This is a genomic window from Methylobacterium gossipiicola, from assembly GCF_900113485.1.
GTDB classification, from domain to species: Bacteria; Pseudomonadota; Alphaproteobacteria; order Rhizobiales; family Beijerinckiaceae; genus Methylobacterium; species Methylobacterium gossipiicola.
Window position 1 is genome coordinate 170,917 of the sequence record NZ_FOPM01000004.1, and the last position, 12,223, is coordinate 183,139.

General features: G+C 68.3%; 9 protein-coding genes. 1 reads left to right on the plus strand and 8 read right to left on the minus strand.

What is annotated here, in order from left to right:
- Positions 1-57: 57 nt before the first annotated feature.
- Entirely contained in the window at positions 58-2,721 is a 2,664-nt protein-coding gene (locus tag BM249_RS05080) for an MMPL family transporter (protein ID WP_091969591.1), read from the minus strand.
- A 634-nt stretch (positions 2,722-3,355) separates the two neighbouring features.
- Between BM249_RS05080 and hpnH the strand changes: the two genes are divergently transcribed.
- A complete protein-coding gene (gene hpnH / locus BM249_RS05085) occupies positions 3,356-4,519 on the plus strand; it encodes an adenosyl-hopene transferase HpnH (protein ID WP_091969593.1) in 1,164 nt (387 codons plus the stop codon).
- Between the two features lie 103 nt (positions 4,520-4,622).
- On the opposite strand, the gene BM249_RS05090 is transcribed toward hpnH, so the two are convergent.
- The 7 genes from BM249_RS05090 to BM249_RS05120 all read right to left on the minus strand — a co-directional run.
- On the minus strand, positions 4,623-5,297 hold the full coding sequence (locus tag BM249_RS05090) for a phosphorylase (protein ID WP_091969595.1): 675 nt from the start codon (positions 5,295-5,297) through the stop codon (positions 4,623-4,625).
- Positions 5,298-5,379: 82 nt separating this feature from the next.
- The gene (gene shc, locus BM249_RS05095) at positions 5,380-7,377 is read right to left on the minus strand and encodes a squalene--hopene cyclase (RefSeq protein WP_091969597.1); all 1,998 of its coding nucleotides are present in this window, start codon (positions 7,375-7,377) and stop codon (positions 5,380-5,382) included.
- Between the two features lie 39 nt (positions 7,378-7,416).
- Positions 7,417-8,721, minus strand: a complete 1,305-nt coding sequence (gene hpnE / locus BM249_RS05100; protein ID WP_091969599.1) for a hydroxysqualene dehydroxylase HpnE — start codon at positions 8,719-8,721, stop codon at positions 7,417-7,419.
- The gene (gene hpnD / locus BM249_RS05105; protein ID WP_091969601.1) at positions 8,721-9,566 is read right to left on the minus strand and encodes a presqualene diphosphate synthase HpnD; all 846 of its coding nucleotides are present in this window, start codon (positions 9,564-9,566) and stop codon (positions 8,721-8,723) included. The genes hpnE and hpnD overlap by 1 nt, the downstream gene beginning before the upstream one ends.
- On the minus strand, positions 9,563-10,462 hold the full coding sequence (hpnC, locus tag BM249_RS05110; RefSeq protein WP_091969603.1) for a squalene synthase HpnC: 900 nt from the start codon (positions 10,460-10,462) through the stop codon (positions 9,563-9,565). Before hpnC ends, hpnD begins: the two co-directional genes overlap by 4 nt.
- A complete protein-coding gene (gene hpnA / locus BM249_RS05115) occupies positions 10,459-11,481 on the minus strand; it encodes a hopanoid-associated sugar epimerase (protein ID WP_091969606.1) in 1,023 nt (340 codons plus the stop codon). The genes hpnC and hpnA overlap by 4 nt, the downstream gene beginning before the upstream one ends.
- 147 nt (positions 11,482-11,628) lie before the next feature.
- The coding region (locus BM249_RS05120; protein ID WP_280142646.1) for a transketolase C-terminal domain-containing protein at positions 11,629-12,223 on the minus strand (595 nt) is incomplete at its 5' end.

Here is a 12,223-nt window from a genome sequence, read left to right on the forward strand (position 1 = left end):
GCAGAACGGGCGCGGATGTCTCCGCGCCCGTTCTGCGTTCGGCGGGAGCGATCCAGCCTATTTCACCGCGATCGCTTCAGGCGATCGCTTGGCCGCGAGGTCCGGCGGTACGGCACCGTCCCCTTCGGGGCGCTTCGGATCGGGCTGCTTCGGCGGCGGACCGAGGAAGGCCGGCACCACGAAGAACGCCGCCACCAGGGTGAAGAACAGCGACAGGGCGAGGAGCTTGCCCATGCTGGCGGTGCCGGGATGACTCGACAGTACGAGGGAGCCGAACGCGGTCCCGGTGGTGAGGGCGGAAAAGAAGATCGCCCGGGTCAGGCTGGAGGCCAGCATGTCGACCACGCCCGCCCGCCACGCAATCACGTAGTAGATGTGGAAGGCCACGCCCACGGCGAGCATCAACGGCATGGCGATGATGTTGGCGAAGTTGAGCGGCATACCGACGAGGTGAAGCGCCATCAGGGTCCAAAGGGTGGCGAGCACCAGGGGCCCGAGGGTCATCGCCACATCCCAGGGTTTGCGCAGGGCCACCGACAGGATGACGAAGATCAGCACCAGGGCGGTGAGGGCCGCCTGCACGAAGGCACCCAGGATGGTGTAGCTCGACGAGGTGGTGGCGATGGGCGCGCCCGTGGCATGCGGCGCCACGGTCTGCACCTCCTTGGCGAAGCTGCGCAGCACCGTGTTGTCGTTGGAATTGCCCTTCGGATGCACCTCGATGCGCGCCCGACCGTCGGCGGCGACCCATTCGGCCTTCAGCTTCGGCGGCAGGTTGGCCAGGGTGATCTTCTGCGGGCTCAGCAGATCGCGCAGGCGCGTCAGCAGGGTCTTGAGGTCCGTCGTCAAGGCAACGCTCGCGGCCTCGCGGATGGCGACGGGCGCCGTCGCGAGGGCATCGAGGGTGCCGGCCAGGGCGATGGCCGGCTTCGCGGCCGCGGCACCGTTCAGGGTCCGTAGGGCTGCGGCCGTGTCCTTGATCGCCTTCACGTTCTCCGCATCCGTGGGAGGCGGGGGCTTGCGGCTCGGATTGAGGATCGGGCCGAGGAGTTGGGCCGTGTCGGCGATGATCGCGAGCTTCTGATCCTGATCCGGCGGCACGAAGGTGTCGATGTCGATGATTTCGGCGACGGCGGACAGCTTCGTCAGCTTGTCGGCCAGCGCCGGCACCGCTTCGACGGAGGGCGCTAGGACTTCGATGACGTTCGGGCTCGTCTCCGGGTCCTTGGTCAGGTCGAGATAGGTCGCGATCGATTCCACCTTCGGGCTGCGCAGGTGCATCGGGTTGGAATCGAACGGCAGCTTGAACAGCAGGGGGATGCCCGCCACCGTGATGAGCGCGACGGCGATGAGCACGGGCTTGCGATGCTCGATGATCCACTCATCGACACCCGCCATCCAAGTGGTCTCGACGGCCTTCGCTTCCATCTTCGGCTTGAACACCGCGATGAGCGCCGGCAGCAGGGTGAGCGAGAACAGGTAGGCCACGATCATGCCGACGCCGGCGATGAGGCCGAGTTCGGACACGCCCCGGAACGCCGTGGGCAGGAAGGCGAAGAAACCGGCGATCAGCGAGATGGCGGCGAGGGTCAGGGACCAGCCGACCCCGCGCGCGGCGGCGCGCAGGGCGGACGGCAGATCCGGCTGCTCGAATCGATCGGCGCGGTATCGCACCGCGAACTGGATGCCGAAATCGATGCCGAGTCCCACGAACAGGGCCGCGAAGGCGACGGAAATGGGATTCAGTTCACCCACCATCAGGAGTCCGATGGCCGCCGTCACCGTCAGGCCCGCGAAGGTGGTCAGGAGCACAGCGCCGACCAGGGAGGCCGAGCGCACGGCGAGCCAGACGAACAGCACGATCGCGCCGGTGGTGATGCTGTAGTTCAGGCCCGCATCCTCCGCGAGGGTCGCGAACTCGTCGTCGGCCACGGCCACGGGACCGGTGAGGCGCATGCGCACGCCGCTGTCGCCCTTGTAGTCGCCGTTGGTGATCTTCAGGCCGTCGGCGACCTGGCGCACCACCGCCGTCGCCATGGCCCCGGGCTGGAGGGCGTTGTAGTCCAGCACCGGCTGAATCATCACGAACTTGCGAAGATCCGTGCTCTTCAGCTTGCCATTCGACAGGAGCGTCTGCCACGAGAGGCGGGCCGGCTCGCCGGCGAGAACCTTGCGCAGGGTCTCGTCGATCTGGCTCATCGGCCGATCGAGGTCCTCGAGCTTCGCATCGCCGCTCTTGACGCCCCGGGCGCCGAGGCCGAGGACCCGCATGACACCGCGCAGGGACGGGTCGGCGGCCAGCGGGCCGAGGAGCCCCTGCTGCTGCACGAGCTGTTCCGTGGTCTTGGTCAGCTCCGGCGGCGACAGCAGAAGGAAGCCGTTCTTCTCGAAGAACGGTCCGCCATCCGGGCGATAGACGGTCTCGATGGCGTCCTTGCGTTCGGCCAGGGCCTTGGCAAGGTTGGCGGCGGCTTCTTCGGCCTCCTCCGGAGTCTGGCCGTCGATCACGGCCACGAGGGTTCCGGTCCGCTGCGGAAACGCCTTCTCGTAGGCGATCTCGTCCTGGCGCCAGGGCACGTCCTTGTCGATGAGCCGTTCCACATCGGTGTTGATGCGGAACAGGTGCGCGGCCATGCCGGCGCTCACGACGGTGGCGAGGGCGACCAGGGCTATGACCAGCCAGCGGCGCTGGACGGAAAACGCGACGATCCGTTCGATCACGGGTATCCTGCCTGCTTGTGCGATGTGATCCGGTCGAGCTCGGCCAGGTCCGGGACCACCGAACGACGGGCCGGACCGTGCGGATCGCTCCGAATCCGCCTCTGCGGTCTCACCTGTCGCCACGATCCACGAATGCGAGGCTCCATCCGGCAGAGGGCGGCGGCTCGACTCGACGCAGCGAGACGATGCACGACGGACCATCGTTCCATGGGGCTCAGTAAGGGGCCTGCGTCCGGAATGCAACGAGAGGCGGTTTTTTCCTGGGCACGACGTCGTCCGATGCCATTTCGCAGTGCGTCACGGCCCGAGGACCTTGACGGCAAGCCGGTCGACCCCGGCACGGCTCGGCCTTAGGAAAAAGCGCCGATCAGCCCGGCCGCCCCAGAAAACCCACGATCCTGGGTCTTCATGTTCCGATCCGATGGTGCGGACGCTTGTCCGCACCGCTCGCGACCTGACTCGAATCCGCGCGACGATGGCCCTGTGGCCGGATTATCCCACGGCCCCGGAAATGCGCATATCCTCGGATCGTTGAGCCGCGTTTCGGAGCGGTTCCAATCTAGGTCGCTGGAATTTCGATTTTTTTCACGCTAAGCAGCCCGATACGTCGGGGCCAGCAACAAGGAGCCACGTCTTGGGTATTCCCCTTCGGTACGTCGCGAAGATTGGCGGCTACATCCTGAAACAGCACCTCACCGGTCGCAAGCGCTACCCGCTCGTGATGATGATGGAACCGCTGTTCCGCTGCAATCTCGCCTGCGCCGGATGTGGCAAGATCGATTATCCGGACGAGATTCTCAACAAGCGTCTGCCGGTGGCTGACGCCCTCGAATCCGTGCGCGAGTGCGGTGCACCGGTGGTCGTGATCGCCGGCGGTGAGCCACTGCTGCACAAGGACCTGCCGCAGATCGTCGAGGGCATCATCGCCCAGAAGAAGTTCGCGATCGTGTGCACGAACGCGCTGCTCCTCGAGAAGAAGATCAAGGAGTACAAGCCGAGCCCGTACTTCACCTGGTCGATCCACCTCGACGGCGACAAGGAGATGCACGATAACTCCGTTTGCCAGCGTGGCGTCTACGACAAGGCCGTGGCCGCCATCGCCAAGGCGAAGGAGATGGGCTTTAGGGTCACCATCAACTGCACGTTCTTCAACAACTCCTCCGCCGACAAGATCGCCGATTTCTTCGATTCGGTGACCCGCATGGGCATCGACGGCATCACGGTGTCGCCGGGTTATGCCTACGAGCGCGCGCCCGATCAGCAGCATTTCCTCAACCGCAAGGCGACGAAGGAGCTGTTCCGCGGCGTGTTCCGCCACGGCAAGGAGAAGGGCCGCGAGAAGTGGACCTTCCAGCAGTCGAGCCTGTTCCTCGACTTCCTGGCCGGCAACCAGACCTACCACTGCACCCCGTGGGGCAACCCGACCCGGACGGTGTTTGGCTGGCAGAAGCCCTGCTACCTCCTGGGTGAAGGCTACGCCGCCACCTTCAAGGAGCTGATGGAGGAGACCGACTGGGATTCCTACGGCACCGGCAACTACGAGAAGTGCGCCGACTGCATGGTCCATTCGGGCTACGAGGCGTCCTCGGTGGTCGATTCCGTGCGTAAGCCCTGGAAGCCGCTGATCCATGCCATCACGGGCATCAAGACCGAGGGCGCCATGGCTCCGGAGATCAGCCTCGACAAGCAGCGTCCGGCCGAGTTCGTGTTCTCGCGCAACGTCGCGCAGAAGCTTTCCGAGATCAAAGCTTCGGGCGTCGACACGAAGCAGGAAGCGCGCAAGCGCACGGCGGCCTGATCCGCTTTCGGCGCCGGCCTGTCCGGTGCCGCACGTCCCGATACGAAAAGCCCCGCGCCACATTCCGTGACGCGGGGCTTTTCGTCGGTTTTGTTGCCATCCATTACGGAACACCGAGGCCCGGGCCGAGGAGGGGCCGGCATCGCGTCAGAGTCGCGAAGGCGCGCCCCGAATCGCGGGCGAGATGCATGAGCGGTCCGATCCGGCGCGGATCGCGCAGGAGGGCGGTGAGCACCGCCACGATATCAGGCTCCCCGTTGGGTTTGAGCGCCTGCGCCGCGAAGGCTGGAATCGCCCGGTCGGCCGAATCGCACACGACCCGAAGCGCCGCGAATGGCAGGCCGTGCCGCGCCGCGAAGTCAGCGGCGACATGAGATTCCATATCGACCGCGGCGGCCCCCGTTCGGGCATGAAGGCTCGCCTTGTCGGCCACTGTCAGAACAGCAGCTTCGACGCCCGCGACGGTCGCGCGACGGGCAAAGCCGCCGAGATCGGCGAGCCGGGTCATCAGGGCCTCGACGAGGGCGGGATCGGCCGGATGGCGCCGCTCTCCGGCGACGATTTCCGAGGCGATGACGACGTCACCCGCCGCGAGATCGGGCGCAAGACCACCCGCGATGCCGATGCTCACCACCGCGCGGCAGGCTGGTGGATCGCGTGTCTCGAGGAGGGTGCGCAAACGCTGCGGATCACCGCCGGCCCCGATGGCCGCGACGCCCGGCCCAGCGGCGAGGCGCGCCTCCTTGGCGAGACCGGTGACGGCGAGGACGGGGAGCATGGACGATCCGCGAGACGAGGGACTCCCCTCGAGTAGGGGAGAGCGGCCCACAAAATAGGCGAGCGGGCCGAGAGGTCGCGTTCTACATCCCGAACGCGACGGTCCGTGAGTTCGACTGTTTGAGGTTGCGGAACCGCGCCATCGCCCAGAGGGGGAAGAATTTTGGGTAGCCGTGGTAGCGCAGGTAGAACACCCTCGGGAAGCCGGTGGCGGTGTAGCGCTCCTCTGACCAGAAGCCGTCCGGCCCTTGCGTACGGGTGAGGTAATTGATGCCCCGCACGACGGCCGGATCGTCGGCCTCGCCAGCCGCCATGAGGGCGAGGAGCGCCCAAGCGGTCTGCGACGCCGTCGAATAGCCGGGTTCGAAGGCCGGATCGATCTTGTAGGACGAGGCGTCCTCGCCCCAACCACCATCCGGATTCTGGATGCCGATGAGCCAGGCCACGGCCTTGCGGATCTCCGCCGAGGCCGGATCAACGCCGGCCGCGTTGAGGGCGCAGAGAACCGACCAGGTGCCGTAGATGAAGTTCATGCCCCAGCGGCCGTACCACGAACCGTCTTCCTCCTGATCGGCGAGGAGGTAGGCGACACCGCGGTCGAGGGCTTTCGAGCTGTCCCGGGTCTCACCGAGCTGGGCCAGCATGGACACCACGCGCGCCGTGACGTCGGCGGTGGGCGGATCGAGCAGTGCGCCGTGATCCGAGAACGGGATGTGGTTGAGGTAATGGTGATTGTTGTCGGCGTCGAACGCCGCCCAGCCGCCATCGCTCGACTGCAGGCCCTCAACCCACTCACGGGCGCGGGCGATGGCATTGGCGTAATCCGGGACGTCGGCAACGAGGCCGTGCTGACGGGTGGCGCGGTCCATGGCCATGACCACGACGGCGGTGTCGTCGAGGTCCGGGAAATGCGGGTTGGCATACTGGAACGCCCAGCCGCCGGGCCGCACGTTCGGACGGCCCGCCGCCCAATCACCCACGATATCGAGAACCTGGAGGGGTTTCAGCCAGTCGAGGCCGCGCCGGGCCTGCCGCTCGGCCTCCGGCCCACCGGCCTCCAGCAGGGCGTGGCCGGCGAGCGCCGTATCCCAGACGGGCGACAGGCAGGGCTGGACGTAGGCCTCGTGCTCCTTGACCACCACGAGCTTCTCGACGGCCTCGCAAGCGATCATCACCTGCGGGTGATCGGCGGGATAGCCGAGGACGTCGTACATCAGCACGGTGTTCACCATGGCGGGGAAGATCGCGCCGAGTCCGTCTTCACCGTTGAGGCGCTCGCTGACCCAGGCCTCCGCCTTGTCGATGGCGCGCTGACGCCGCTTCTTCGGGAAGTAATCCTGCGTCCCCTGCAGCACCCGGTCGATGGCGCCGAAGATCGGCGTCCATGGCCACGTCGCATGCGGGCTGCCGGGCCAGTGGCGGACATGCTCGGGCGGCGTCACGAACAGCTCCGGAACGCCGAGACCGCGCGGATTCTTGGCCTTCGGCTTCTTGGCCTGGAGCACCAGCAGGGGCACGATCACGCAACGCGCCCAATAGGAAACCTTGTCGAGGTGGAACGGGAACCACTTCGGCAGGTGCATGATCTCCACGGGCATCACCGGCACGGCGCGCCACGGCACCTCACCGAACAGGGCCAGGAGGAAGCGGGTGAAGACGTTGGAATTGGCGGCACCGCCACGCGACAGGATCGCCTCGCGGGCGCGGCGCATGTGCGGCGCCTCAATGGAATCCCCGACGAACTTCAGGGCGTAATAGGCCTTGACGCTGGCGCTCATGTCGAACGGCCCGTCATGGACGAGGGCCCAGCCGCCGTGCTTGCCCTGCGTCCGGCGCAGGTAGTTGCCGATCTTCGCCTCCAGGCCCGGCTTGATCTCGGTGGCCCGGAACTGGTGGAACATGATGTATTCGGACGGGATCGTCGCGTCGGCTTCGAGCTCGAAGCACAGGTGCCCGTCGGCGTGGGAGAGGGCCGTCAGGGCCTGTGTCGCGCGCGTGATGCCGCGCTCCACATCCTCGAGGGAGATCTCCTGCGTCTTGGGGCGCTGCAGCGCCTCGACCTTCTTGAATGCCTCTCGCATCGTCCTCGCCTCACCGGCCGTCAAAGCCGCCGCCATACCTCACGCAGCGCCGCGCGCGCGTGCCTGTGCGCACGCGCCCAGAGAGCGCGCGAGCGCCTGCGCGGCGGTCGTACCCGACCGGATCGCGCCTTCGATCGTCGATGGCAGACCGGTCGCCGTCCAATCGCCTGCCACGACGCAATTGCGATGGGCCGTTTCGGCGCCGGAACGGCGCGCGGCCTCGGCGGGCGTCGCCGCGAAGGTCGCCCGCTTCTCCTTGACGATCTGCCACCTTGGCAGTTCCGGCGCAAGTCCGCACAAAGTCGAGACTTCCGCCCAGATCTGCTGACCCAAGTCTTCGCGCGGCACATCCAGAAGCCGGTCGGCCCCGCTGATCGTCACGGATAGTCGATCCGGATAGGCGAACAGCCATTCCGTCAGTCCGTTTACCACGCCGAGCAACAGCGGCGCGCCGGGAGGCGGAACCACAGCGAAATGCGCGTTCACGATGGAGCGGTAGGCCTGCGGGGCCGCCAAGCCGGGAAGCAGGTCGGCCGCCACCCACGGCGGCAGGGCGAGAACCACGGCGTCGTCGGCCCCGAGCCCAATTGTTTCGTCGCTGAACACCAGTTCGGTGACACCGCCCTTACCGAACGACAGACTGCGCAGACGATGCCCGAAACGCAGGCCCGCCCCGTGCCGCTCGAGATAGGCCACGGCCGGATCGACGAAGGCAGCCGAGAGGCCCGCCACGGCGACGAGGGGACGGCTCGCCGCGCCGCCGGCGCCGAGGGTCTCGCGCAGGATCGTGGCGGCGAGGCCGACGTCGCTCTCCTTCGGCTCGGTGTTGAGGGCGGCGATGAGCACAGGGTGCCACAAGCGATCGTAGAGCAGGCCCTCGCAGGCCATGGCCTCGCCAATGGTCCCGCCCTGGCCCGGCGCCTTGCCGGCGGCGGCCTTGAGGATGCCGAGGGGCGCGAGGTAGTCCGACGCCTTGGTCCCGGGCACCCGGCGGGACGCCTGCAGCACCCACCACGGCACGCGGCCGGCATTGGGGCGCAGGGTCCAGCGCTCACCGGTCTTGAGATCCGCGAAGGGAAACTCCGCTTCGGCAGGTCCCGTCAGGGCGTCGGCCGGCGCCCCGATGGTCTTCATGAAGGCCAAAGCCGAGGTGTTGCCCGACAGGAGCAGGTGATTGCCGTTATCGATGGTCAGGCCGAGGGCCGGGTCGTAATACGAGCGACAGCGCCCACCGGCTTGCTTGGCCGCCTCGTGCACGACCACGCGCCGGCCGGCCTCCACCAGGGCGATGGCGGCCGAGAGCCCGGCGAGCCCGGCGCCGACGACGTGGACGGTGCCGACCATCAGACGATCCCGTGTTTCAGGGCGACGGCCAGGAGCGCGGCCTTGCCGGGCTTCACCCGGGCACGGGGCTTGGCCCAGCCGCGCGCCAGCACGGCATCGAGGTAGAGCCGGTAGGCGGCGGCCATGAGGCGAGGCGCCTTCGTCACCTTGCGCGGGCAGCGGGCGATGATCGCCCAGGTCTGGCGGTAATGATCTTTCGCTTCTTCGGCGACGGCGGCACAGACCTCACCGATTCGAGGATGGTCGATGGCCGCCTGCGGCGTCGGATCGGTCAGGCCAATCGCGGCGAGCTTCTCGCGGGGCAGGTAGAGGCGGCCGCGATCGGCGTCCTCGTCGATGTCGCGCAGGATGTTGGTGAGCTGGAGCGCGCGGCCCTCGTGATGGGCTAGCGCGACGCCCTCGGCCTCGGGAACCCCGAAGATACGCACGGACAGGCGCCCGACGGCGCTTGCGACCCGGTCGCAGTAGAGGTCGAGGGTGGCCTCGTCGGGGGCGACGATGTCCTCGAACGCGTCCATGGCCATGCCGTCGATCACGGCGTGGAAATCCTCCCGCAGGAGACCGTAGCGGCGGACGGGCTCGACCAGATCGCGGACGCGGAGCGCGGGCCGCCCGGCATAGAGGGCGTCGATATCGGCGCCCCAGCGCGCGAGTTCGGCCCGGCGCATTTCAGCGGGACCGCCGTCATCGGCGACGTCGTCGACGGCGCGACAGAAGGCGTAGACGGCGTACATGGCTTCGCGCCGGTCCTTCGGCAGCAGCCGCATGGCCGTGTAGAAGGACGACGACTTCGCCGGGAGCGCGTCGACGGGCGGCGCGATGTCGGGCATGGCGGTGGCGCTCATGCGCGGACTCCGAGGGCGTGCCGGCGCAGGGTCCGCCCCCGCAGGGGCCGCCGGGCGAGGGTGGTGGCGATGCCGCCGAGCGCCGTGAGGGCGAAGGCCGCCTTGCCGTGATGGACTTTCTCGGAGAGTGGATCGCGCTCCATCAGCCCCCGGCACAGGACCACGGCGAGGCGATGAATCGCCGCGATCTCGAGGCTGAGGCGCAGATCCGCGATGAGGTCGGGCAGCACCGCCCCCTCGTCGAGGAGCCCCATGGTACGCTCCGCCAGTTCGCGGATGACGGCTCGCAGGGCCGGTGAGGCTTTGGCCGCCCCGAGGTCGGAGATCGAAGCGCCATGCTTCGCCAGGGTCTCGGCGGGCAGATAGACCCGGTCGTTGCGGACGAAATCCTTCCCGCAATCCTGCAGGTGGTTGATGATCTGCAGGGCGGCGCAGATGGCGTCGGACGGTCCCCAGACCACGCGCGGATCCTCGCCGTGCACGTCGAGGACGAAGCGGCCCACCGGCATGGCCGAGAGGCGGCAATAGGCGATGAGCTCGTCCCAATCGGCATAGCGGTTTTTGCGCGCATCGAGGCGGAACGCGTCGAGGAGTTCCAGCGCATGGGTCGTCGGCAAGCCCCTTGCGGAGAGCTCGCGCTTGAGCGGTTCGGCCTCGGGGTCGGACGGTCCCTTGCCGGTGAGCGCGTCGGCGAGGGCATCGAGCAGTTCGATCTTGCGCTCGGGGGCCAGGGTGGCGTGATCGGCGACATCGTCGCCCGCCCGCACGAAGTCGTAGAAAGCGAGGATCGCCCCCCGGTTCTTCGGGTGGATCAGGTGCGACGCAACGGGGAAGTTCTCGTCCTTGTGGCCCTTGCCGGAGCGGGCCTCGGTGGCGTTCTGCAGGGTGGCGCTCATTTCAAGCGTCCCTCCTGGCGGAACCACGCGATTGCGTCGGACAGGCCCTCCCGGTAGGGGCGGGCCGTGTAGCCGAGTTCGGCCCGCGCCTTGGCGTCGGTGAAGAACATGCGGTAGCGCGACATGCGGATGCCATCGATGGTCGCGAACGGCGCCTTGCCGGTGAAGCGGGCGATCTGCTCCGAGACGAAGGCGATGGGGTAGACCGCCGCGCGCGGCAGGTTCACGGTCGGCGGCTTGCGGCCGACCAGGCCGGCGATGTCGGCGAGCATCCGCGACAGGAGCACGTTCTCGCCGCCCAGGATGTAGCGCTCGCCGATCCGGCCCTTCTGGAGGGCCAGCAGGTGGCCGTACGCGACGTCGTCCACGTGGGCGAGGTTGAGGCCGGTATCGACGAAGGCCGGCATCCGCCCGAGCGCCGCCTCCAGAATGATGCGGCCCGTGGGCGTCGGTTTCACGTCGCGGGGACCGATGGGCGTCGAGGGATTGACGATGACGACGGGCAGGCCGCGCGCCGCCATCGCCTCGACCACCCGCTCGGACACCACCTTGCTGCGCTTGTAAGCGCCGATGGCGGTCTCGGGCGTCAGGGGCCGGGTCTCGTCGGCGGGGGTACCGTCATCGTGCGGCTTGATGGTGGCGACGCTGGACGTATAGACGATGCGCTCGATTCCGGCGCGCAGGGCCTCTTCCATGAGAATGACGGCGCCGTCACGGTTGGTGGCGACGATCTCCTCCGGGTCCGGCGCCCACAGGCGATAGTCGGCCGCCGCGTGCACGAGGTAGCGCTGGCCCTTCAGGGCAGCAGCCACGGCGGCGCGGTCGCGCATGTCGCCCTCGACCACCTCGACGTCGGCCCAGGTCAGGTTCGTGCGCGGCGAGGTCGCCCGCACCATGATGCGCACGGGAAATCCGGCCCTGCGGAACACGTCCACCAGGGCGGCACCCAGGAAACCGCTCGCACCGGTGATGAGGACCGGGCCGGCATCGAATGGGCCGGTGGGGGTCGCCTGTGGCATTTCTCTCGCGGGTTCAAAAATCTAATGCCGCCGGGGCCGTCGGCCCGGCGCTTTTGTCATTGAAACGGACACCGGACAAGCGCAGCCGGGTCACACCCTCGCCCCCGTGCGTGGGATGCGAACGCGAGAGGCGAGGGGGGCCGGGGCTCAGGCGAGGCGCAGACGGCTCGATCCGGCCTTTCGCTCGGGCAGGGTGTCGCGGACGGTCTGGGCGATGGATTGGGCGTCGAGGCCGGCCTCGCGGTACATGGCGTCGGGAGTGTTGTGGTCCTGGTAGGTGTCGGGCAGCGTCAGGGTCCGCACCCGCACCCGGCCGGCATCGAGCGCCCCCTTGGCCGCCAGCAGGTGCAGCACCATGGCGCCGAAGCCGCCCACCGAGCCCTCCTCCAGGGTGATCAGAACCTCGTGGGTCGCCGCGAGGTCGAGGATCAGGGCCTCGTCGAGGGGCTTGGCGAAGCGCGCATCCGCCACCGTCACGGCGATGCCCTCGGCCTCCAGGGCGTCGGCGGCCTTGCCGGCCTCCGCGAGGCGGGTGCCGAGGGACAGCAGCGCCACCCGGGCGCCCTCGGGGCGGCGCACGATCCGGCCCTTGCCGATGGGCAGCGCCTCGCCGCGCTCCGGCAGGTCGACGCCCACCCCCTCGCCGCGGGGGTAGCGCAGGGCAATCGGACCCGAATCGTGGGCGTGGCAGGTCGCCACCATGTGGACGAGCTCGGCCTCGTCGGCCGCCGCCATCACGGTC